Origin of the sequence: Methylobacterium sp. GXS13 (assembly GCF_001455965.1) — a bacterium.
GTDB lineage: Bacteria > Pseudomonadota > Alphaproteobacteria > Rhizobiales > Beijerinckiaceae > Methylobacterium.
The window spans coordinates 1-22,072 of the sequence record NZ_LKKO01000013.1 but is presented as its reverse complement, the minus strand read 5'-3'; the positions used below and the strand labels follow the sequence as shown (position 1 = coordinate 22,072).

Genomic DNA, 22,072 nt, shown 5'->3' with positions numbered 1-22,072 from the left:
GGAGCGGGCTGGCGTGAGGGAGGAGACTCTTCGGGGCGGGTCATACCGCTCACCGGGATCTTCCCGCGCGCCGGCTTATGCCTCCAGGCGAAGAGACGGACCTGCGCGCCTCCGAGTGCGCTCAGCGCCAGCCCGGCCTCACGCGGCCGGTGCCAGCCCCTCGCTCGCGTCAAACGCCGGGGGTCTGGCCATCGCGATAGTGTTCCTGGTGTTCCTCTGTCGGCGCGGCGCCGTGTGCTTGTTTGGCGGCGAGATCAACGGCACGGTGATCGCCGCCCGCCGCAGCCGGCTGCAGGCGAAGATGCTAGCCCGGCGGGCCGAGATGGAGGGGAAATGGACGGCCTCGAGCACCTGACGATCCGCGTGAACGGCGCGGACCTGCATGTCGCGCGCTGCGGCACGGGTACGCCGCTGCTGCTGCTCCACGGCTGGCCGGAATTCTGGCTGACCTGGGAGCCGGTGATGGAACGGCTCGCCGCCCGCCACACCCTGATTGCCCCGGATCTGCGCGGCTTCGGCGACAGCGACAAGCCCGCCGGTCCGTTCGGGGCGGCCGACCAGGCCGCCGACATGGCGGCGCTGCTTGATGCGCTCGGCATCGAACACGCCGGCATCGTCGGCCACGATATCGGCGGCGCGGTGATCCAGGCACTGGCGCGCGCCCATCCGGAGCTTTGCGCCGGCCTGTTTCTGTTCGACTTCGTCTATCCCGGGATCGGTCCCCGCCTCGGGGCGCCCGACCGGCTCAGCGAGATCTGGTACCAGTCCTTCAACCAGATGGACCTGGCGCTGACGCTGGTGGGCGCCAGCCGGGAGAGCTGCGCCGCCTATATCGGCCACTTCCTGCGGCACTGGTCGCACCGCAAGGACGCGTTCGATCCCGTGATGGACGCCTTCGCGGACACCTTCTGGAAGCCGGGAAACCTCGCGGGCGGTTTCGCGCATTACCGGGCAGCCCATGCCGGCCGGATCGCGATGCTGAAGGGCGAGGTCCCGCCCCTGCCGCCGATCGCCGTGCCGACCTGCGTGCGCTGGGCCGAGCACGACCCGATCTTCCCCTATGCCTGGACCGACCGCCTGGGCGAGACGTTTTCGAATCTCGACCTCGCGCTGTTCCCGGGCGTCGGCCACTTCCCACACCGGGAGGATCCCGACCGGGCTGCAGCCGAGATCGCGGGGTTCTTCGGGCGGATCGGGTGGGTCTGAAAGCGTCAGCGGGATTGGTTGCGGTAGACGCAGTCGCGCCCGCGATCCTCGTACCCGCCCGGGCAGGCGGTGACGCAGGCGCCGGCCGCGAGCTTCTTCGGGGGCGGGCAGGCGCCGGCAACTTGCGCCTCGGCCGGCACGGCCGCGAGCAGCGGCAGGATCAGCAGCGCGATCAAGACCTTGGCCATGATCGCGAGGTTCGCCGAGGTCCGGCCGATCCCTTCGAGACACCGCATCGTCGTCGTCCATCCCGCAGCCGGATCGGTGACCGGGAGATATGCCGTCCCGCGGCCGCGTCACCCGGCGGCGGGGTGTTCCGGCGCACGACGCTCCGCCAGCGCGGCCACGATCCGCGCCACCTCGGCCTCGGCGGCGGGAAAGCCCCGGCTGGTATCGATCACGAAATCCGCCCGGGCCCGCTTCTCGGCATCCGGCATCTGCTTGGCCAGGATCGACGCGAAGGCCGCCTCGGTCATGCCAGGGCGCGCCAGCACCCGTGCGCGCTGGACGTCCGGCGGGGCGCTGACCACGGCGACTGCGTCGCAGCGGCTTTCGCCCCCGGTCTCGTAGAGGAGCGGGATGTCGAGGACGACCAGGGGCGCGTCCGCGTGCCGGGCCAGGAACGCCGTGCTGGCCGCCCGGACCAGCGGATGGACAATGGCTTCGAGCGCCGCCATCCGGCCGGAATCGCCGAGCACCGCCGCGCGCAGGCGGGCGCGGTCGACGCCGCCCTGCGGGTCGAGCACGCCGGGAAAGGCCTTTCCGATCGCCGCGGCGGCCTCGCCCCCTGGCCCGTAGAGGGCGTGGACGGCCGCGTCGGCATCGTGGACCGGGACGCCGAGCGCTGAAAACATCTTGGCGGTGGCCGACTTGCCCATGCCGATCGAGCCAGTCAGGCCGAGAATGACGGGGCGGCTGACGGGAGGCCCCTTGGTCATCCGGCGAGATCCGCCACGATCCGGTCCCGCAGGCCCGGGGTGACGGCGGGGCGCAGGCCGAACCAGGCCTCAAAACCCGGCACCGCCTGGTGTAGCAGCATTCCGAGACCGTCCACCGCCGCGAGTCCCCGGCGGCGCGCCGCCGCGAGCAGGTCCGTCTCCAGGGGGGCGTAGACGATGTCGGCCACCGCGGCAGAGGCCGGCAGCGGAGTGAGATCGATAGCGAGGGGCGGCTGGCCCTTCATGCCGAGCGCGGTGGTGTTGACCAACAGCCCCGCCCCTGCGAGCGCCTCAGGCAGGTCGTCCCAGGCAAGCGCCGCAGCGATCCCCGGTGCCAGGGCCGCCAGGGTCTCGGCCCGGGCGCGGGTCCGGTTGGCGATCAGGATCCGGCGCAGGCCGTTTTCGGCCAGCCCGACCACGATCGCCCGCGCCCCCCCGCCGGCCCCCAGCACCAATGCGGTGCCGCCGGCCCGCTCGGGCCAACCGGCGCCGAGGCTGTGGTCGAGATGGGCACAGAAGCCCGGCGCATCGGTGTTGTCGCCGCGGATCCGGCCGTCGGGCTCGACCACCAGGGTGTTCACCGCCCCGATCTTTCTCGCCCGTGGCGTCAGGGTGTCGGCCAGCGCGAAGGCCGCCTCCTTGTGGGGGATCGTGACGTTGCCGCCCCGGAAGCCGGAATTCGGCAGCGCCCGGAGGAAGTCGGGAAACGCCGCCGGGGCGACGTCCAGGCGCTCGTAGGAGCCCGGGATGCCGTGCTGGCTAAGCCAATAGCCGTGAATGAGCGGCGAGCGCGAATGCGCGATCGGGTGGCCGACCACGAAGGCCCGGGGGATCGAGGCCGCGCTCACGCGGCGCACGCCTCGGCGAGCCGGCAGGCCGGGCCGCCGGCCGCCTCGATCTGCAGGGTGGCGTGGCCGATGCCGAAGCGGGTGCGCAGGCCTTCGGCGGTCTCCGCCAGGAAGCCGTTGCCCGGGTGGTCCTCGGCGATCACCAGATGGACCGTGAGGGCGACGCTGGTGGTGCTCATCGGCCAGATGTGCAGGTCGTGGAGATCGATCACCCCGGGCCGGTCGCGCAGGAAGCCGGTCACCGCCTCCGGGGAGATCTCCGGCGGCACCGCGTCGAGGGACATCGCCACGCTGTCGCGCAGCAGCCCCCAGGTCGCCCAGACCACCAGCCCCGCGATGGCGAGGCTGACCGCGGGGTCCAGCCAGGCGAGACCGGTGAGCTGGATCACCAGGCCGGCGACCACGACCCCGGCCGAGACCGCGGCATCGGCCATCATGTGCAGGAAGGCGCCGCGGATGTTGATGTCGCCCTTGGCCCCGCTGGCGAACAGCCAGGCGGTGACGCCGTTGACCAGGATGCCGATGGCGGCGACCACCATCACGATGGTGCCGACCACCGGCTCCGGGTGGACGAGCCGGACCAGGGTCTCCCAGATCACTGCGCCCATGGCGATCAGCAGGAAGACGGCGTTGAACAGCGCCGCCAGGATCGAGGAGCCGCGATAGCCGTAGGTGAAGCGGGCGCTGGCTTGGCGGCGCACCAGGATGGCGGCGATCCAGGCGGCGGCGAGGCCCAGCACGTCGGAGAGGTTGTGGCCGGCATCGGCCACCAGCGACATCGAGTTGCTGAGGTAGCCGTAGGCGGCCTCGACCACCACGAAACCGGTGTTGAGCACGATGCCGATCGCGAAGGCCGGCCCGAAATTCTTCGGCGCGTGGACGTGGCCGCCATGGCCTCCATGCGCGTGACCGCCATGGGCATGCCCCCCGGATCGGCCAGCCGTCGAAGAATTGCCGGGGCCAGTCTGCGAAGCGCCTTCGCAGGCAGCGCCTCCATGCGAATGATCGTGCCCGGCCACGCGATGCTCCCTAGAAATCCAGATAGCCGGCTGCACGCAGGCGGGCGAGCAGCGGCAGCAGCGGCAGGCCGAGCACGGTCGAATGGTCGCCGGCGACCGATTCGAACAGGTGGATGCCCGGCCCTTCCAGCTGGTAGCCGCCGACGCTGGCGCACACCTTGTCCGCGCCGGCACAGTCCACATAGGCGGCGATCGCCCGGGTATCGAGGGGGCGGATCGTCAGCCGGGCGGTTTCCACGAAGCCGTCGTTCAGGGTCCCGGCGAGCGCCACCGCGGCATGCAGGGCGTGGGTGCGGCCGGCGAGGCGGGCGAGCTGGGCCCGCGCCTCGTCCGGATCCCGGGGCTTGTGGAAGATCGTGCCGTCGAGCTCCAGCACCTGATCGGCGCCGATCACGACCCGTCCCGGATGGCGGGATGCCACCGCGTCGGCCTTGGCCTGGTCGAGGCGCAGGGCGAGCGCGGGCGGCGACAGCCCCTGGCTCGAGGCCTCCAGGGCGCGCTCGTCGATGTCGGGGGAGGCGGTCTCCACCGGAAGCGCCGCGCTCTCCAGCAGGAGGCGCCGGGTCGGGCTGGTGGAGGCGAGGAGGAGCGGATCTGGACGGAGCCAGGGCGAGCGGGGCATCGCGCCAGTGTCACGGATCGGGCGCGGGAGGCAAGACGCCGTACAGGGACTTGGCTGCGACGAGCCCCGCCGCCGGGATGAACCGGTCGGCGGGGCTGTCGCGGAGCCGATACGCAACCTGGCTCCCAAGGCCGACCATGGCAGGCACGGGTTAGGAGAAGGTCAACGCAGTCTCTGGTTTCCAAAGGGCCGAGCCCTTTGGCGGGGTTCGGGGGCGGAGCCCCTGAGATCGCCCCGATCAGGTGTTCATCGAGTCGAAGAAGTCGCCGTTGCTCTTGGTCTGGCGCAGCTTGTCCATCAGGAACTCGATCGCGTCGGTGACGCCCATCGGGTTGAGGATGCGGCGCAGCACGTAGGTCTTCTTGAGGGCGTCCGGCGGGACCAGCAGCTCCTCCTTGCGGGTGCCGGAGCGGGTGATGTCGATCGCCGGGAAGATGCGCTTGTCCGAGACCTTGCGGTCCAGGATGATCTCCGAGTTGCCGGTGCCCTTGAACTCCTCGAAGATCACCTCGTCCATGCGCGAGCCGGTGTCGATGAGCGCGGTGGCGATGATCGAGAGCGAGCCGCCCTCCTCGATGTTGCGGGCGGCACCGAAGAAGCGCTTGGGCCGCTGCAGGGCGTTGGCGTCGACACCACCGGTCAGCACCTTGCCGGAGGACGGCACCACGGTGTTGTAGGCACGGCCGAGGCGCGTGATCGAGTCGAGGAGGATGACGACGTCGCGGCCGTGCTCCACCAGGCGCTTGGCCTTCTCGATGACCATCTCGGCGACCTGCACGTGGCGGGTGGCCGGCTCGTCGAAGGTCGAGGCGATGACCTCGCCCTTCACCGAGCGGATCATGTCGGTGACCTCCTCGGGGCGCTCGTCGATGAGCAGCACGATGAGGTAGCATTCCGGGTGGTTGATGGTGATCGACTGCGCGATGTTCTGCATCAGCACGGTCTTGCCGGTGCGCGGCGGCGCCACGATCAGGGCGCGCTGGCCCTTGCCGATCGGGGCGACGATGTCGATGATCCGCGGGCTGAAATCCTTCTTGGGCGGATTGTCCAGTTCGAGCTTGAAGCGCTGGGTCGGGAACAGCGGCGTCAGGTTGTCGAAATGGACCTTGTGCTTGATCTTCTCGGGGTTCTCGAAATTGATCGTGTTGACCTTGAGCAGCGCGAAGTAGCGCTCGCCGTCCTTGGGGCCGCGGATCGGGCCCTCGACGGTGTCGCCGGTGCGCAGGCCGAAGCGCCGGATCTGGGTCGGCGAGATGTAGATGTCGTCCGGGCCGGGCAGGTAGTTCGAGTCGTTCGAGCGCAGGAAGCCGAAGCCGTCCTGCAGCACCTCGACGGTGCCGGCGCCGATGATCTCGACCTCCTTGGCAGCGAGCTGCTTCAGGATCGCGAACATCAGCTCCTGCTTGCGCATGGTCGAGGCGTTCTCGACCTCGACCTCCTCCGCGAAAGCGATCAGGTCGGTCGGCGTCTTGGCCTTGAGGTCGAACAGCTTGACCTCGCGCACGCCCTCGAGGACGGCGATGGTACCGGTCGCCGGGGCGTCGGCCGGATCCGCGGTCTCGGGATCGGCCAGGGGATCGGCGAAGGCGTCGGGATGTGGCGTCATGGGGTGTCTTGCAACCGACGGAGAAGGTGGGAGGGCCGGTTCTGCGCCAAGCAACCCGGGGGACGGGTGCCGGAGAGCGGGCCGCGCTGGAACAGCGAGGGGCCCGAAAGATCGTCTTGGCTGGACCGTTTTCGGCAGGACCCTCGTGGCTCACGGGCGCGCTGCGGCGCTGACCTTGTGAAGAGGGCACGTGAGAAATAACGCGTTTCTCCACCGCACTCAAGGGGCTCATGGATCGGGGGGGCCCGGGAGGCCGCGGGATCGGTGACGACGGGCCCGCATCGTCGCCGGATGAGGGCAGGGACGCATGTCCCGGACACACGCCGCGGTGGGCTACAAGTCCTCACGCATGCGAGAATAAAGCGCGAGATCCCCTCATCCCCGCGTGCGGAGAGACCCGGATCCGATGGGCTAACCCAGCCGCCACGATCAATTGAATCCCCCCCGCACACGCCGGATCTCGCGGTTTCGCTTTCGCGGGGCTAAAGCCCTCGGCGCGGAACCGGGGTCCCGCGGGACCGTTCCCCGTCCCGGCGCCGCAGCGCAGCAAACCGTCCACCCGAGAGCCCGGCCCCACCGACATGCGCGACGACGCCACCGGACGCACCATCACCGCACACGAGCCGCGCCGGATCCCGTGGCTCGACCTCGTGTTCGGCTTCGGCCCGATGATGCCGATCGCCGTCGGCGCTGCCGCGGCCTGGTGGCTGAACGGCCAGCCCCTCGATTATCTCATCGCCCTGTTCACCCTGCTCTACGCCGCCTCGATCCTGCTGTTCCTGGCCGGCGTCCACCGGGGCGTCAGCTTCCGCACCGAGGGCGGCCCGCGGCTCGCCCAGATCGTCACGATGCTGATCCTGTACGCGCTCGGCCTGTTCAGCCTGTTCTCGGCGGTGATGGGCAAGGCGGTGCCGGCACTCGCCATGCTGATCCTCGGCTACGCGGCCATCGGCATCCTCGATCCGATCGCGGCCCGCGCCGGCGAGGTGCCGCTGGCCCATGCCCGCCTGCGCCCCCTGCAGATGCCCATCGCCGTGGTGAGCCTCGCGGTCCTGCTCTGGCTCAAGCTGACGGCGCCCTACTGATAGATTTTCCCAAACCCGACCTCCCGCCCGCCCCCTCATCCTGAGGCGACGCAGCGAAGTGGAGGCTTCGAAGGAGGGCTCCAGGGGTCACAGCGGCCGCTGGAGGGCTCCTTCGAGGCGGCTTCGCCGCACCTCAGGATGAGGATTGGTCTTGGGATTTCCGTGAGGTTGCCAGCATATCACCGTCATTGCGAGCGCAGCGAAGCAACCCAGCGTAGCGCGAGGCCCCCGAACGTGGCGTTTCCCTGGGTCGCTTCGCTGCGCTCGCGATGACGGCGCAGGATGGACACCCAAGTAAGCCCACCGGAAACCGAATTCCCCTTTCGGTCGTCATGCTCTAGAGCCCGGCCCCAGGATCCCCGCCGTGCCGGGGACGACTCACACCGGATCCGGGCTCCGGGTCCGCGAGAAGCGAACGCGCTCACATGTCCAAGCCGGAAACCGCGAAGGCCGAAAGCCGGGCCGAAACCCTGAAACCCCGCCTGCCCCGCGGCTTCGTCGACCGCCGCGCCGACGAGATCGCCGCGCAGGGTCGGATGCTGGAGACGATCCGCAAGAGCTTCGAGCTCTACGGCTTCGAGGCCCTGGAGACACCGTTCGTCGAATATACCGAGGCGCTCGGCAAGTTCCTGCCCGACCTCGACCGTCCGAACGCCGGCGTGTTCTCGTTCCAGGACGACGACGAGGCCTGGCTCTCCTTGCGCTACGACCTGACCGCGCCGCTGGCCCGGTTCGTGGCCGAGAATTATGATTCCCTGCCCAAGCCCTATCGCAGCTACCGGGCCGGCTACGTGTTCCGCAACGAGAAGCCGGGGCCGGGCCGGTTCCGGCAGTTCATGCAGTTCGACGCCGACATCGTCGGCGCCGGCAGCGTCGCGGCCGATGCCGAGACCTGCATGCTGATGGCCGATACGCTGGACCGGCTCGGGCTCGGCGGCCAATACGTGGTCAAGGTCAACAACCGCAAGGTGCTCGACGGAGTCATGGAGGCGATCGGTCTCGCCGGCCCCGACAAGGCCGGCCAGCGGCTGACCGTCCTGCGGGCGATCGACAAGCTCGACCGCCTGGGCGTCGACGGCGTGCGCGACCTGCTCGGCCCCGGCCGCAAGGACGAGAGCGGCGACTTCACCAAGGGCGCCGGCCTCGATGCCACCGCGGTCTCCCGGATCCTGGCCTACGTGTCGTTCCAGGCCGATGCCGGGGACGGCGCCGACCGGATGGCGTTCTGGGAACAGTTCTTCGCCGGCTGGCACGAGGCGGTGGGCTCCTCCGAGACCGGCCGCGAGGGCATCGCCGAATTGCACGCGATCATGCGGCTCTGCGCGGCGGCCGGCTACGGCCACGACGTGATCCGGGCCGATCCCAGCGTGGTGCGCGGGCTCGAATACTATACCGGTCCGGTCTACGAGGCCGAGCTGACCTTCCCGGTCACCAACGAGGACGGCCAGACCGTGCGCTTCGGCTCCGTGGCCGGCGGCGGGCGCTACGACGGCCTGGTCGGGCGGCCTCGGGCCGAGCCGGTGCCGGCCACCGGCTTCTCGATCGGCGTCTCGCGGCTGTTCTCGGCGCTCCAACTGGTGAAGAGCCCGCTGCTCGCCGGCACCGAGACCCCCGGCCCGGTGGTGGTGCTGGTCCTCGACCGCGAGAACATGGCCGATTACCAGCGGCTGGTCGCCCTGCTGCGGGCGGACGGGATCCGGGCCGAGCTCTATCTCGGCGCCGCCGGCATGAAGGCGCAGATGAAATACGCCGACCGCCGCCGCGCCCCGGTGGCGATCATCCAGGGTTCGAACGAGCGCCTGGCCGGCGAGATCCAGATCAAGGACCTGATCGAGGGCGCCCGCGCCGCCGAATCCATCGGCAGCAACGCCGAGTGGAAGGCCGCCCGCCCCGCCCAGTTCTCCTGCCCGGAGGCCGACATGGTCGCCCAGGTCCGCGCCGTCCTGGCCCGCCACTTCCCGGCCACCGCGGGCTGAATCCCGGTTTCAAAAGGTCTTCGACCTTTTGCGGGTCCAGGGCAGAGCCCTGGTCCATCGGGGCTCTGCCCCGATACCCCGCCAAAGGGCTGAGCCCTTTGGGATCTCATGATGTTCGCGTGTCGCCAAGCGCCGCCGCGATTGCTAGAGAGCGCCCGCGAGGGACATGCGATGACACGACCGGAGGCCGGTGAGACGGGAGCGGGGGACGCGGCGCGGGCGCGGCTGCTCGCGCATCTGAGCGCGGCCGGCTACCGGCCGGTGCTGCCCCCGGTGCTGCAGCCGGTGGAGCCGTTCCTGGAACTGTCCGGCGAGGATATCCGCCGGCGGATCTTCGTCACCCAGGACGCGTCCGGGGCCGAGCTGTGCCTGCGGCCGGAATTCACAATTCCGGTCTGCCGCCTGCACCGGGCCCAGGCCGACGGGCAGGCGGCCGATTACAGCTATTGCGGCCCGGTCTTCCGGCTCGCCGCCGACGAGCCCGACGAGTTCTTCCAGGCCGGCATCGAATCGATCGGGCGCACCGACACGCCGGCCGCCGATGCCGAGGTGCTGGGGCTGGCGCTGGAGGGCCTCGCCCTGTTCGGCCGGACCGACCCGGCGGTGCGGCTCGGCGATATGGGCCTGACCGTGGCGCTGCTGGACGGGCTGGCGGTGCCGCCCGCGGCCAAGCGCCGGACCCTGCGGGCGCTCGCGGCCGGGCGCTCCCTCGACGCGGTCACCAATGGCGGCGCGGATGCCCGGCCCGAGGATCCGCATGCGGGCCTGCTGGCGGCGATCCAGGGCCAGGACCCGCAGGGCGTGCGCGCCTTCGTGGAGGATGTGCTGGCCATCGCCGGCATCTCGGCGGTGGGCGGCCGCAGCGCCGGCGAGATCGCCGAGCGCTTCCTCGGCAAGGCGGCCGCGCAGGCCAATGGCGGGGCCGGGCTCAACGCCGAGAACCGCGCCGTGCTCGACCGCTACCGGGCGATCGCCGGCCATCCGGACGCCGCGGCCCGCGACCTGCGGGGGCTGGTGGCCGAGGCGGGCCTGCGCCACGACGCCTTGTCGGCCGCCCTCGACCTGTTCGAGGAGCGCACCGGCTTCATCGCGGCGCGCGGCCTGCCGATCGACCGCTTCCGCTTCCAGGGCGGCTTCGCCCGCAACCTCGATTACTACACCGGCTTCATCTTCGAGGTGAACGAGGGCGACGGCCCGATGCTGGTCGGCGGCGGCCGCTACGACGGCCTGCTCGGGCATCTCGGCAGCCCGACGCCCCTGCCCGCGGTGGGCTGCACCTTCTGGGTCGAGCGCGTGGCGGGAGCCGGTCGATGACCTCCTCGGATTCGGGCGCCATGCCGCTGATCCTCGCCGTCCCGTCCAAGGGCCGCCTCCAGGAGAATGCCAGCGCGTTCTTCGGCCGGGCCGGCCTGCGGCTCGCCCAGGGCGCGGGCGCGCGCGACTATCGCGGCAAGCTCGTCGGCGTGCCGGGGGTCGAGGTGCGCTACCTCTCGGCCTCGGAGATCGCCGCGCAGCTCGCCTCCGGGGCCGCCCATCTCGGCATCACGGGCGAGGACCTGATCCGCGAGACCCTGCCGGACGTGCGCGGCCAGGTGGAGCTCTTGACCCCGCTCGGCTTCGGCAACGCCACCGTGGTGGTGGCGGTGCCCCAGGCCTGGATCGACGTGCGGGCGATGGCCGACCTCGACGAGGTCGCGGCGCTGATGCGCACCCGCCACGGCCGCCGCCTGCGGGTGGCGACCAAGTACGTGAACCTGACCCGCCGGTTCTTCGCCGAGACGGGCGTCGCCGATTACCGGATCGTCGAGAGCCTGGGCGCCACCGAGGGCGCACCGGCGGCGGGCTCGGCCGAGATCGTGGTCGACATCACCACCACGGGGGCGACGCTCAGCGCCAACGCCCTCAAGGTGCTGGACGACGGCATCATCCTGCGCTCCGAGGCCAACCTGGTCGCCTCGCTGAAGGCCCCCTGGGGCGAGGGCCAGCGGGCGGCCTTGCGCACCGTGCTCGGCCGGATCGCCGCCGAGGAGCGCGCCCGCACCACCCGGGAGGTCCGCGCCGCCCTGCCGGAGAGCGGCGCCATCGACCTCGCCACGCTCGCGGGCCTGCACGAGGCCGAATTGCCCTACGGCGCCCCGCGGGGGACCGACGGCGAGATCGTGATGCGCTGCCCCGAGGCGGCCGTGTTCGAGCTCGCCGGCGCCCTGGTGGAGGCCGGGGCCCGGGCCGTGACGGCCCTGCGGGTCGACTACGCCTTCGCGGCCGAGAACCCGCTGGCGGAGCGGCTGCTGGCCCGGCTCTAAGCGCCCGGCCATGGAGCTGAAATGGCTCGAGGACTTCCTGAGCCTCGCGCGCACCGGCAGCTTCTCCCGCTCGGCGGTGGAGCGCCACGTCACCCAGCCGGCCTTCGGGCGGCGGATCCGGGCCCTCGAGGGCTGGCTCGGCGTCCCGCTGATCGACCGCAGCACCTACCCGACCGCCCTGACGCCCGAGGGCCAGCTGTTCCGCGAGACCGCGCAGGAGACCGTCCGGCTCCTGTCCGAGGGTCGCGACGCGCTGCGGGCCCGGACCCGGCCGCCCGCCCGGGCCGTGTCGGTGGCCGCGCTCCACACCCTGGCGCTGACCGTCTTCCCGAACTGGTACCGGGCCATCGAGGTCCGGACCGGGCCGCTCGGCAGCCGGCTGCTGCCGGGGGATTTCCACGCCTGCGTGCAGGCGCTGGCCGAGGGCAGCCACGACCTGCTGCTGACCTACCACCATCCCGGCGTGCCGATCCCCCTCGATCCCGCGGCGTTCCCGCACCGCGTCATCGGCCGGGACAGCCTCGTGCCGGTGCACCGGCCGGGCCCGGAAACCTCCGACCTGCCCGGCCTCGGCTACCCGGCGGATTCCTTCCTGGGCCGGGTGGTGGCGCTGACCGCCGAGCCGATGAAGGCGGCCCATGTCAACGAGAACGCCATGGCGGAGGCCCTGAAGTTCATGGCGCTGGCGGGCCATGGCCTCGCCTGGCTGCCCGAGAGCCTGATCACCCGCGAACTCGCCGAGGGTAGCCTCGTGGCGTCCGGGCCCGGGGCCGCCCTGGAGATCCGCCTCTACCGCAATGCCGGCCGCCGCCACCCCGCCCTCGACGCGGTCTGGCAGGCCGCCGGCGCCCTGGCGTCCGAGGGCCGCTGAAACCGGGTTCCCAAAGGGCCAGCCCTTTGGCGGGGGGGCGGGGCGGCGCCCCGACGATGCCGGACCGGCATGACTCGTGCCGACACGGCATTGGACCCACCTGCCTCCGCTCCGCATGACGGTCTCCGCAACGTTCGGAGGCGATGATGCTGGGTGTTCTCGGGGGGATGGGTCCGCTGGCGACGGCGGACTTTTTGGCCAAGCTGGTGCGGGCGACGCCGGCCCGGCGCGACCAGGACCACATCCCGACCCTGATCTGCTCGGCCTCCGACATCCCCGACCGGGCCGCCGCCATCCTGGGCCGGGGCCCGGACCCGCTGCCGGCGATGCGCGCGGCCCTGGCCCGCCTGGAGGCGGCGGGCGCCACCCGGATCGCGATCCCCTGCAACACCGCCCATCACTGGCACGCGGCGCTCCAGGCCGGCACGGCGCTGCCGATCCTGCACATCGTCGACGCCGTGGCCGACGACCTCGCCCGAAGCGGTCTGACCGGTGGCCCGGTCGGCCTCCTGGCCACCAACGGGACCCTGCGGGCCGGCCTCTACCCGGAGCGGCTGGCCCGGCACGGCTTCACCTGCCTGAGCCCCGGTCCGGAGGGACAGGATGCGGTGGTCGCGGCGATCGACCAGGTGAAGGCCGGCCGGATCGCGGAGGCCGCCGTGATCCTCGAAGCCCAGGCCCGGGCCCTGGCGGCCGCCGGCTGCCGCCGGGTGGTGATGGCCTGCACGGAGATCCCGGTGGCGCTGTCCGGCCTCGACGACGGTCTCGCGGGCGTGATGGTGGATGCGACCGCGTCCCTGGCGCGGGCCTGCGTCGCCGGCTGGCGGGCCGATGCGGCGGCACTGCCGCTCGTGGCGTGATGGGCGGTTGATATCGCGCATTGCGATACGTGCGGCATGTCTCTACGATCGCGGTGGCGCCTCGCGCGATGCTGCCTCATGCACATCATCACCCGGGCCCGGATCTGGGCGGCAAAGAAGCGGTGGCCGCAAGCCGCGAACGCGCTCGACGCCTGGTACCGGTTGATGAAGGTGTCCGAGCCGAGCGATTTCGCCGGCATGAAAGCGCTGTTTCCGGCAACCGACAAGGTCGGCCACTTTCACGTGTTCGACATCGGCGGCAACAAGATACGGCTCATCGCCGTGGTGCAATACAAGTTCAAGAAAGTTTATATCCAAGCCATCATGGATCACGGCGAATACGACACCGGCAGATGGAAGGCGTAGGACGATGCGTCCCCTCATCAAGGAAGCCGTCGAGCATTGGCCTCATGTCGCGCCGTTGCTCACCATGCCGACCGACCAGAAGGATTACGACCGGCTGGTTCAGGCGATAGATCAGATCCTGGCCCTCGTCGGCGAGGATGAGGATCATCCTCTGGCGCTCCTGGCGTCCCGGATCGGCGACTTGGTCGAAGCCTATGACGAGGCCCATCGACCCATGCCGCAGGTCACGGGTGCGGCGGCGCTCCGCGCCATCATGACCGAGCGTGGTCTCGGCCAGGGTGACCTGCCGGAGGTGGGCACCCAATCCGTCCTCTCAGAGATCCTGAGCGGGAAACGGCAGATCAATGTCCGTCAGGCCAAAGCGCTGAGCGAGCGGTTCTCCTTTCCGGCCGCGGTGTTTCTCGGATTGTGATGCGTTTCCTGGGAAGCCGTCTTTGCGAGCGGGGCGCAGCAACCGAGGGCAGCGCGCGCTCTCAGTTCGTGGCGTATCCCTGGGTTGCTTCGCTGCGCTCGCAATGACGGTGAGGCGATCGGCGGAAGAGACCGGTCGCCTGACCTTCCATCACTGCGGCCCCTGCTTGGCGAATTCCGCCAGCACCCCGCGCAGCACCTTGAGCCGGGTCTCGTAGAGGCCGCGCAGGCAGGCGAGGTCGGCGCCGCAGGCGTGGCGCTCCTTGAGCCAGGTCTCCTGGTCGTCGCGCAGCTTGGTCTGGCCGCCCATCGGCAGGACGTCCTTCAGGATGGCGAAGCGGGTCGCCATCTCGACATCCATGTCGTTGAGGGGGAGATGGGCGCAGATCGCCGTCTCGTCGGGGGTCCCGGCCTTGTCGCAGGCGAAGCTCGCGGCCCGGGCGGGGTCGGCGGCCGACAGCGTCAGGAGAACCAGCGGCGGGACGAGGGCGAACAGCTTGGTCATGGCCCCCCAACGGCCCGGCCGGCGAAAGGCTCCGGGGATGCCGTCGGCCCAGGGAATTGGTATCGGAACCGGATCACAGGATCCCCGGATCAGAGGCCCGGCTTGACGATCGCCAGGATGACGATGCCGATCATCAGGAGCGTCGGCACCTCGTTGAGCACCCGGTAGAACTTGTGCCCGCGGGTGTTCCGGTCGGCGGCGAAATCCTTGACCATCCGGGCGAGCCAGCCGTGGATGCCCGACATGGCCAGCACCAGCACGACCTTCGCCTGGAGCCAGGGGCTCGCGTAGAAGCCGCTCATCCAGGCGAGCGTCAGCCCGAACGCCCAGGTGGCGATCAGGGCGGGGTTCATGATCGCCTTGAGCAGGCGGCGCTCCATCACCTTGAAGGTCGCCGATTGCGCCTCCGAGCCCGGGGGCAGGCTGGCGTGGTAGACGAACAATCTGGGCAGGTAGAGCATGCCCGCCATCCAGGCGATCAGGCTGATGACGTGCCCGGCCTTGAGCCAATCGTAGAGCACGGCCTACCTGCGCAGCCGCGCGAGCATGCGCTCGACATGGGCGACCGGCGTCTGCGGGGTGATGCCGTGGCCGAGGTTGAAGATGTGCGGCAGGCCCGCGGTCGCCTCCAGCACGGTGTCGACCGCGGCGTCGAGGGCGTCGCCGCCTTCGATCAGCGTGTCGGGATGCAGGTTGCCCTGGGTCACCATCGAGGCCGGCACCTGCGCGCGCAGGGCCTTCAGGTCCACCGCCCAGTCGACGCCGACGGCATCGGCCCCGGTCTCCGGCACCACCCGGCCATGGCCGTCGAGGCCCGAGCCGCGGGCGAACACGATGATTTTTGCGCCCGGCACCTTTTCGCGGACGCCCGCGATCATCCGGGCGATCGGGCGGAGCGACCAGCGGGTCAGGGCGTCCATCGCCGCATCGTCCGGCAGGGCGCTCTCGGTCACGTCGCCCACGGGCTCGACGATATCCCCGGAGGCCGGCACGGCCCGCGGCAGGGTGCCGGCATGGGATTCGAAGATCTGCACCGCGTCGGCGCCGGCCTCGAGCTGGCGGACGAGATACGCGGTCTGCACCGTGACGAGGCGGTCGATCAGGCTGTCGACCAGGGCCGTGTCGCCCTCGGCGAGCGCCCGGGCGGGGGCGAGGTCCGGGGTGCCGCGGCCGCCGATCATGTAGCTCGTCGCCGTCCAGGGCGCGCCGCAGAAGCCCAGCAGGGTGGTCGCGTTTGGCAATTCGGACCGCAGCCGCTTCACCGTCTCGAAGACCGGGGCCAGATGCGTGAAGATGGCCGGATCGCCGGCCTCGCGCAGCCGCCCGAAGGCGTCGCGGCCGTCGAGCGGATCGAGGCGGGGCCCCTCGCCCTCGACGAAGCGCACGTCCTGGCCCAGCGCATGGGGGACGACTAGGATGTCCGAGAACAGGATCGCCGCGTCGAAGCCGAAGCGGCGGATCGGCTGGAGGGTCACCTCGACGGCGAAGTCCGGGCTGTAGCAGAGGTCGAGGAAGGAGCCGGCCTCGGCCCGGCTCGCCCGGTATTCCGGGAGGTAGCGGCCGGCCTGGCGCATCATCCAGGCGGGGGGCGGTCCGATCGCCTCGCCCTCGAGGACGCGCAGCACCGTCCGCTCGGACTTGCCTTCGGACATGCGCTCCGTCCCCGTCATCGTCGCTCCCATCCCGTCTTCGTCATCCCGCATGCCCGTCGGCGCGCCTCCTGTCGAGTCGAGGCGCGCCGGATCCCCACACAGGCCCCTCTCGAAAAGAAAAGAGAGATTCTAGGACTCTGTTTTTTCTATTGGGGGGGCTCAACACGGTGGTGCAAGCGGGTCCACAGGCCGTCCCCGCCGCCGCGCCGTTAACGAGGCTTTAAAGGATTCGCTCCATGTTGCGAGAACGGCCAGGTCCAACAGCGGCTTGCGAACGCCGAGTCCGGTACGCGCCCCTGTTGCGTCCCGGATTCTCCCAGGCGCCCGGATTCCGCGTGCCCATCTGGCGGACCTGTGAACGGCGGAGTCGATAAAGCGCAGCCCCTGCGCCCTGGACCTGCCCGAAGCCGCATCCTATCCACACTCATCGACTCCCCTGGCGGCCGGTTGTGGATAACGCGCCCGGCGAGACGAAGGCGACCGGATGGGCCGCAGCTACTTCCACCTCCACCTCGTCTCAGACTCCACCGGCGAGACGCTGATCAATGTCGGCCGGGCGGCGGCCGCGCAGTACGAGGGCGTCTCGGCGATCGAGCACGTCTATCCGCTGGTGCGCTCGGCGGCGCAGCTCGACCGGGTGATCTCGGAGATCCGGGCGGCCCCGGGCCTCGTGCTGTACACCCTGGTGGGCGGCGACCTCGGCGAGCGGCTTGAAGAGGTCGCCCGGGAGACAGGCTCGCCCTGCCTGTCGGTGCTGCGGCCGGTCCACGACCTGCTGCGCGCCTATCTCGGCGCCGAGACCACGGCCCGGCCGGGCGCCCAGCACATGCTGAACGCGGAGTATTTCAAGCGCATCGACGCGATGAACTTCACGCTGGCGCATGACGACGGCAACCTGCCCGAGGACCTGGAGGATGCCGACGTGATCCTGCTCGGGGTCAGCCGGACCTCGAAGACGCCGACCTCGATCTACCTGGCCAATCGCGGGCTCAAGACCACGAACCTGCCTCTGGTGCCGGGCATGCCGCTGCCGCCGGCGATCGAGCGGGCCCGGAAACCCCTGGTGGTCGGCCTGTTCGCCTCGCCGGAGCGGATCGTGCAGATCCGGCAGAACCGGCTGTCGAGCCTCAACGCCGACGAATCCTCGATGTATGTCGACCGCTCGGCGGTGGCCGACGAGATCACCATGTCGCGCCGGCTGTTCACCAAGAACCGCTGGCCGACCATCGACGTGACCCGCCGCTCGATCGAGGAGACCGCCGCGGCGATCGTCGACCTCTACCGCGACCACCGTCTGAAGTTCATCGCGGACTGAGGAAGGTCTGGGATCCCAAAGGGCAAGCCCTTTGGCGTGGTTCAGGGGCGGAGCCCCTGAGCTTTGCAGGGCTCTGCCCTGCACCCGCAAAAGGTCGGAGACCTTTTGAAACCATCTTTTTTCAGAGCGCGCGGATCAGGGCCATGCCGGCGAGGAGGCCGAGCAGGCCGCCCGCCACGGAGACGCCCACGTAGAGGGCGGCGAGGGCCGGCTCGCCGCGCTCGTACAGGCTGATCGCGTCGAGCGAGAAGGTCGAGAAGGTGGTGAAGCCGCCCAGGATCCCGGTGGTCAGGAACAGCCGCGCCGGATGGCCGGCCGCGCCGCGCAGGGCGAAGCCCTCGGCCAGCACGCCCATCAGGAACGAGCCGAGCACGTTGATCACCAGGGTCGCGAGGGGAAACCCGAAGCCCGGCAGCAACCGGGCCACCGCGACGTTGATGCCGTGACGGACCCCGCCGCCGAGCCCGGCCCCGAGGATGACGATGAGGGTGTTGACCATGCCTGCCCTTCCTGTTCGGTCGGGCGGCGTCGGCACATGCCCCACCGCGGACGACCGGAGCGCCCGTTCGGTAGGAGCCATCAGCCCAGCATGGCGATGCCGGGCGGTTATCGGGGAGCTCCATCCCCATCCCGGCCAGATCTAGCGCAGGATGGGCCCGAGGGAAATCCGGATCCACCCCTGCGCTACTGCACGGCGGCGAAGTGGCTGCGCTGCTCGATCTGGGCGGCGTAGAAATCCTCGACCACCTCGCGGACCACCTCGGCGAGCTCGGTGCCGCGGTTCTCGTCCAGATGGATGTCGCTGCCGACGCTCCGGCCGAGGGCGGCCCCGGCCGCGCCCGGGACCAGGCGCTCGTTGTAGCGCTGGTTCAGGCCCGAGACCGAGATGGTGTTGCTGCCGCCGAGCTCGGGACCGTACTTGATCTTGATCTTCTGCTCGGTCTCGGTCCCGCGCAGCTTGGCGCAGAGGCTGATGAAGTTGTCCTGGTCGATCTGGGCCTCGAGGCCGGTGATGCTGCCGTGGACGTTGTCCGCCTCGTTCAGCACCTCGGCCATCAGGCTCAGGACATCGACCACCGGCTCGAGGGCGCGGGTGCCCTCCGCCAGCAGCTTCCGGCGGAAATCGGTGCTGCGGGCATCGGCATCCTGCAGCCGGGCGCGGAACCGGTCCTTGACGTCGTTGGCGCGGGCCATGGCGCTTCTCCCTGATGTTCGTTGCAAGTCTTCAGTGTTGAGGCAACGAAGGCTACGAAGCGACATCAGGTGACGCAAGACCGTGCAAAATATTGATGCCTGATCAGAACTTGGGCTGTTGCCCAGGAATAGTCCGTGCCCAAGTCCTGTGCAAAGGTTTCAGGCCGCCGGCCCGTCGAGGGGCGCCAACCGGTCCGGTTCGGAGGCGGTCGGCAGGATTTCGGGCCGCGACAGGGCGCGGGCGAGCGCCGGCAGGTCCGGGGCGGGGGTGCCCGCTTTTCCGAACACCGCCCGGTCGAGGGCCGCGAGCGGCGCGGCCAGATCGGGCCGCGCCTGCCAGGTCCGGGCAAGCTCCGGTGTCTCCCGGCGGGCGGCCTCCAGGGCGGCGCGGAACCCGCCCGGATCGCCCGTGCGGGCGGCCCGGTTCAGGGCCCGGCGGGTGGCGGCGGAGAGGCGCAGGCGCGGGCGGCCCGTGCCGTAACCGATCAGGGCCAGGCCGAGGCCGAAGGCGGCGAGCGCCGCGGCAGCGGCCACCAGCGGCGAAGGGACGGGCGGGGGCGCCCGGTCGCCCTCCCGGTCGGGCAGGCCGCCGCCGATCTGGCGGGCCGGGATCTCGGCCTCCCGCATGGTGCGGCTGTTGGTGTCGAACCACGGGATCGCGATGGCGTCGAGGGGGATGACCTCGGGCACGCCGGGCTTCACGTCCCACTGGTAGGTCGCCCGCGCCACGGGGCCGGAGGGCGTCAGCAGGGTCTCGCGGGTGACCGGGCCGGCGAAGGTGAGGATGCCGCGGGTGCGCATCACCGGCCGGGGCGGCAGGCCCTCGGCGACCATGCCCTGGACCTCAAGGGTCACGATCCGCCGCGTGGTCTCACCGAGCTTCACGGTCTCGGGGTCGGGGCTCCAGGAATCGGTCACCGCCACGTCCCGGGCCGGCAGCCACCAGGGCTCCTTCACGTCCGGGCCGCCCGTCGCCTCTTTCCAGGCCGCTACCGGGAACGGGATCGGCTTCGAGCGCACCTCGACCATCCGCCGCTCGCCGACATCGTTGACCGTGAGCTTGTGGGTGAAGGGCTCGATGACGAAGTCGCCCGCATGGTGCGGGAACACCGCCACGGTGCGCTCGAACGCGATGGCGCTCTGCCCGTCGGGCAGCTTGGTCTTGCTCCAGTGGTCGCGGCCGAGCTGGGTCCAAGAGAAGTTGGCGAGCGAGGGCTGGACGACCTCCTCCAGCAGGATCGGCTGCTTGTAGACCCCCCGGATCTTCAGCAGCACCATCTCGCGGGCGAAGGGCGCGCTGTTGCCGTTGAACTCCGCGGTGACCGTGAGGGTCAGGTCGCCGGGCTCGACCTCGGCCCGGGCCGGGAGCGGGGCGAGGAGGAGGATGACGGCCAGAGACCATGCGCGCACCCGCCCTCCCCCCTCTGCGGGGGCGGGCGGCCGGCGCAGCAGGGGGGGAGAGGGGCAGCGCAACGCTACGGGCTTCGGCTCCCGAAGAGACCTTTTTAGAAGTGGCGTTCCCCTCTCCCGACCCTCGCTGACGCGAGGGCCACCCTCCCCCGCAGAGGGGGGAGGGAGAACACCCGCCGTGCCTGCGGAGCCAAAGGCCCAAATCCCAAAAAAAACTACCACGGGTTGCTCCCGGCCGGGATGGCGGTGCCGGCCTCGACCCGGCGGGTCTGCTCGGCGCGCAGGCGCAGCTTGAGGAAGCGGCCCGGATCGTCCGGCAGGGTCTGGAGCCAGAGCCGGTCGGGGCGGATCTCGTGGGCCTCGAAGCTCTTGGTCACCCGGCGGACCTCGCGCTCCGGCGCCTCCGCGACCATGGCCGAACCGCCCCCGGTGCGCCCCCGCCCGGCCGCGTCGCCGGCCGAGCCCCGGGCCTGGCCCTTGCCGGCATCGATCGATTGCTGCTCGGCCTTGCCCCGGCGGGCGACCTTGCTGTTGCCGGGCAGCGAGGCGCTGGCGTTGGATTCCTTGTTGCCGGCTAGGCCCTCGCCGCTCGAGGCGGCGTTGATGTCGTTGTTCGGGTCCTGGTTGGCGGTGTTGTTGTAGCGGGCGCCGTATTGCGCGGTGCCGTTGGCGATGCCGCCGCCGGGGCCGCGGTCGATCACCTCGGCCTGCATCCGGGCGACCAGCGAGCGGTTGGCCTGCGCGTCGGCGTCGCGCGGGTCGAAGCGCAGGGCCTCGTCGTAGGCGGCGAGCGCGCCGTCGAGATCGCCCGCGCGGGCCAGCGCGTTGCCGAGATTGTAGCTCGCCCGCCGCCCGCCGGTGCGGAACAGCGCGATCGCCGCGTCGTAGCGGCCGGCCTCGTACAGGGCGGCGGCGCGCCAGGCCGGATCGACGATCAGGTCGGCGGCGAGCCCGGGCAGGCCCAGCGCCATCAGCAGGCGCCCGAGCCCGGTGCGGGGCTGCGAGACGGCCAACAGGGCCACGAGGCCGAGGCCGGCGAGCGCCAGCCCGGCCATCCGGGCGAACCGCCGCCAGCCGGGGGGCAGGCCGGCGCGGATCGGAAAGGCGAGGCCGGTTTTCGGAAAAAACCGCTCCATCACGCGCTCCTGCGGAACAGGGCGAGCGCCGGCAGGGCTGCGAGCAGCAGCAGCCAGCGCCCGAGATCCGCGTAGGCCAGCACGCCGTAGCCGCCGGCCGCGAGATGCTGGGCGGTGCCGGCCCCGACCGCGTCGAGCACCGGGCCGGGCTCGGCGATGTCGGCGACTTTTCCGCCGCCGGCCCGTACCAGGGCGTCGAGGGCGGCCCGGTCGGGCTTCGGCGCGCCGGGCGGCAGCGGCTTGTCGGCGGGGACGAACAGGGCCTGGAGGCGCCAGCCGCGGTCGGCGAGCGCCCGGGCCTCCCGGTTGGCCGCCGCGCCGATGCCGTCGCCGTCGGTGATCAGCACCACGTCGGCCGCGACCACGTCGGCCTCCGCCAGCGTCCGGCGGGCCAGCGCCAGCCCGCGTTCGGGATGGCTGCCGCGATCCGGCACGGTGTCGGCGTCGAGGGCGAACAGGGTCGTGCCGAAGCTGTCCCGGTCGGTGGTCGGCGAGGCGGCGAGGTAGGCGTCGCCGGCATAGACGACCAGGGACACGGCCCGGGTGCCCGCGGCGTCGGCGATCGCAGCGGCGGCCTGACGGACGCCCTGGAAGTTGCCGCCCTCGGTGACCGAGCGGGACAGGTCCAAGACGATCACGGTCTCGTCGAGGTTGCGGAAGGTCGCGGTGTCCTGGCGTTCCACCGCAGGCCCGGTCAGCGCCAGGGCGATCGCCCCCGCGGCCTGGGCGGCGGCCCGGTTCGCCTGCCG

Annotated in this window: 24 protein-coding genes, 1 pseudogene and 1 riboswitch; of the genes and pseudogenes, 11 read left to right on the top strand and 14 right to left on the bottom strand. The window is 71.2% G+C overall.

What is annotated here, in order from left to right; genetic code table 11:
• Positions 1-154: 154 nt before the first annotated feature.
• Positions 155-355, top strand: a pseudogene (locus AO398_RS28075) (hypothetical protein); the annotation flags it as partial.
• Complete coding sequence (locus AO398_RS04095; RefSeq protein ID WP_058190758.1) at positions 334-1,206, top strand: alpha/beta hydrolase; 873 nt, start codon at positions 334-336, stop codon at positions 1,204-1,206. The pseudogene AO398_RS28075 and the gene AO398_RS04095, both read left to right, overlap by 22 nt.
• Positions 1,207-1,211: 5 nt before the next feature.
• Here the strand turns inward: AO398_RS04095 and AO398_RS04090 are convergent, their stop codons facing one another.
• From AO398_RS04090 to rho, 6 genes are all read right to left on the bottom strand, one after another.
• Entirely contained in the window at positions 1,212-1,394 is a 183-nt protein-coding gene (locus AO398_RS04090) for a hypothetical protein (protein ID WP_201025708.1), read from the bottom strand.
• Between the two features lie 108 nt (positions 1,395-1,502).
• On the bottom strand, positions 1,503-2,144 hold the full coding sequence (coaE, locus tag AO398_RS04085; RefSeq protein ID WP_058190757.1) for a dephospho-CoA kinase: 642 nt from the start codon (positions 2,142-2,144) through the stop codon (positions 1,503-1,505).
• On the bottom strand, positions 2,141-2,992 hold the full coding sequence (locus AO398_RS04080; protein ID WP_058190842.1) for a shikimate dehydrogenase: 852 nt from the start codon (positions 2,990-2,992) through the stop codon (positions 2,141-2,143). Before AO398_RS04080 ends, coaE begins: the two co-directional genes overlap by 4 nt.
• Positions 2,989-4,011: a cation diffusion facilitator family transporter gene (locus AO398_RS04075; RefSeq protein ID WP_058190756.1), complete on the bottom strand. Its 1,023-nt coding sequence runs from the start codon at positions 4,009-4,011 to the stop codon at positions 2,989-2,991. The genes AO398_RS04080 and AO398_RS04075 overlap by 4 nt, the downstream gene beginning before the upstream one ends.
• A gap of 10 nt (positions 4,012-4,021) precedes the next feature.
• Positions 4,022-4,633 (bottom strand): nucleoside triphosphate pyrophosphatase, encoded by a 612-nt coding sequence (locus AO398_RS04070; protein ID WP_058190755.1) that lies wholly within the window; start codon positions 4,631-4,633, stop codon positions 4,022-4,024.
• Positions 4,634-4,871: 238 nt separating this feature from the next.
• Positions 4,872-6,239, bottom strand: coding sequence for a transcription termination factor Rho (rho, locus tag AO398_RS04065; RefSeq protein WP_243959235.1), 1,368 nt, complete (start codon positions 6,237-6,239; stop codon positions 4,872-4,874).
• A 581-nt stretch (positions 6,240-6,820) separates the two neighbouring features.
• Between rho and AO398_RS04060 the strand changes: the two genes are divergently transcribed.
• The 8 genes from AO398_RS04060 (at position 6,821) to AO398_RS04025 (ending at position 14,112) form a co-directional block, all read left to right on the top strand.
• Complete coding sequence (locus AO398_RS04060) at positions 6,821-7,324, top strand: DUF3429 domain-containing protein (protein ID WP_058190754.1); 504 nt, start codon at positions 6,821-6,823, stop codon at positions 7,322-7,324.
• A gap of 425 nt (positions 7,325-7,749) precedes the next feature.
• Positions 7,750-9,300: a histidine--tRNA ligase gene (gene hisS / locus AO398_RS04055; protein WP_058190753.1), complete on the top strand. Its 1,551-nt coding sequence runs from the start codon at positions 7,750-7,752 to the stop codon at positions 9,298-9,300.
• Between the two features lie 171 nt (positions 9,301-9,471).
• Entirely contained in the window at positions 9,472-10,614 is a 1,143-nt protein-coding gene (locus AO398_RS04050; protein WP_058190752.1) for an ATP phosphoribosyltransferase regulatory subunit, read from the top strand.
• On the top strand, positions 10,611-11,603 hold the full coding sequence (gene hisG / locus AO398_RS04045) for an ATP phosphoribosyltransferase (RefSeq protein WP_058190751.1): 993 nt from the start codon (positions 10,611-10,613) through the stop codon (positions 11,601-11,603). The genes AO398_RS04050 and hisG overlap by 4 nt, the downstream gene beginning before the upstream one ends.
• 10 nt (positions 11,604-11,613) lie before the next feature.
• Complete coding sequence (locus AO398_RS04040; RefSeq protein ID WP_058190750.1) at positions 11,614-12,474, top strand: LysR family transcriptional regulator; 861 nt, start codon at positions 11,614-11,616, stop codon at positions 12,472-12,474.
• A gap of 146 nt (positions 12,475-12,620) precedes the next feature.
• Positions 12,621-13,334 (top strand): amino acid racemase, encoded by a 714-nt coding sequence (locus AO398_RS04035; RefSeq protein ID WP_058190840.1) that lies wholly within the window; start codon positions 12,621-12,623, stop codon positions 13,332-13,334.
• Positions 13,335-13,412: 78 nt separating this feature from the next.
• The gene (locus AO398_RS04030) at positions 13,413-13,700 is read left to right on the top strand and encodes a type II toxin-antitoxin system HigB family toxin (protein WP_058190749.1); all 288 of its coding nucleotides are present in this window, start codon (positions 13,413-13,415) and stop codon (positions 13,698-13,700) included.
• A gap of 4 nt (positions 13,701-13,704) precedes the next feature.
• On the top strand, positions 13,705-14,112 hold the full coding sequence (locus tag AO398_RS04025) for a transcriptional regulator (RefSeq protein ID WP_058190748.1): 408 nt from the start codon (positions 13,705-13,707) through the stop codon (positions 14,110-14,112).
• A gap of 150 nt (positions 14,113-14,262) precedes the next feature.
• Here AO398_RS04025 and AO398_RS04020 read toward each other — a convergent pair whose 3' ends face one another.
• The 3 genes from AO398_RS04020 to AO398_RS04010 form a co-directional block, all read right to left on the bottom strand.
• Positions 14,263-14,616 carry a lysozyme inhibitor LprI family protein gene (locus AO398_RS04020; RefSeq protein WP_058190747.1) on the bottom strand — a complete coding sequence of 118 codons (354 nt, stop codon included), beginning with the start codon at positions 14,614-14,616 and terminating at the stop codon, positions 14,263-14,265.
• A gap of 89 nt (positions 14,617-14,705) precedes the next feature.
• Positions 14,706-15,137 carry a protoporphyrinogen oxidase HemJ gene (gene hemJ / locus AO398_RS04015; protein WP_058190746.1) on the bottom strand — a complete coding sequence of 144 codons (432 nt, stop codon included), beginning with the start codon at positions 15,135-15,137 and terminating at the stop codon, positions 14,706-14,708.
• 3 nt (positions 15,138-15,140) lie between these two features.
• Positions 15,141-16,268 (bottom strand): uroporphyrinogen decarboxylase, encoded by a 1,128-nt coding sequence (locus tag AO398_RS04010; RefSeq protein WP_058190839.1) that lies wholly within the window; start codon positions 16,266-16,268, stop codon positions 15,141-15,143.
• A 484-nt stretch (positions 16,269-16,752) separates the two neighbouring features.
• On the opposite strand from AO398_RS04010, the gene AO398_RS04005 reads away from it, so the two are divergent.
• Complete coding sequence (locus AO398_RS04005) at positions 16,753-17,583, top strand: pyruvate, water dikinase regulatory protein (protein ID WP_058190745.1); 831 nt, start codon at positions 16,753-16,755, stop codon at positions 17,581-17,583.
• Between the two features lie 121 nt (positions 17,584-17,704).
• On the opposite strand, the gene crcB is transcribed toward AO398_RS04005, so the two are convergent.
• The 5 genes from crcB to AO398_RS03980 form a co-directional block, all read right to left on the bottom strand.
• Entirely contained in the window at positions 17,705-18,082 is a 378-nt protein-coding gene (gene crcB, locus AO398_RS04000; RefSeq protein WP_058190744.1) for a fluoride efflux transporter CrcB, read from the bottom strand.
• Positions 18,083-18,146: 64 nt separating this feature from the next.
• Positions 18,147-18,219: riboswitch (Fluoride riboswitch) on the bottom strand.
• Between the two features lie 48 nt (positions 18,220-18,267).
• On the bottom strand, positions 18,268-18,777 hold the full coding sequence (locus AO398_RS03995) for a hypothetical protein (RefSeq protein WP_058190743.1): 510 nt from the start codon (positions 18,775-18,777) through the stop codon (positions 18,268-18,270).
• Between the two features lie 159 nt (positions 18,778-18,936).
• Complete coding sequence (locus AO398_RS03990) at positions 18,937-20,187, bottom strand: BatD family protein (protein WP_058190742.1); 1,251 nt, start codon at positions 20,185-20,187, stop codon at positions 18,937-18,939.
• Between the two features lie 215 nt (positions 20,188-20,402).
• Positions 20,403-21,323: a tetratricopeptide repeat protein gene (locus AO398_RS03985; RefSeq protein WP_058190741.1), complete on the bottom strand. Its 921-nt coding sequence runs from the start codon at positions 21,321-21,323 to the stop codon at positions 20,403-20,405.
• On the bottom strand, positions 21,323-22,072 hold a 750-nt coding region (locus tag AO398_RS03980), incomplete at its 5' end, for a VWA domain-containing protein (RefSeq protein ID WP_058190740.1). The genes AO398_RS03980 and AO398_RS03985, both read right to left, overlap by 1 nt.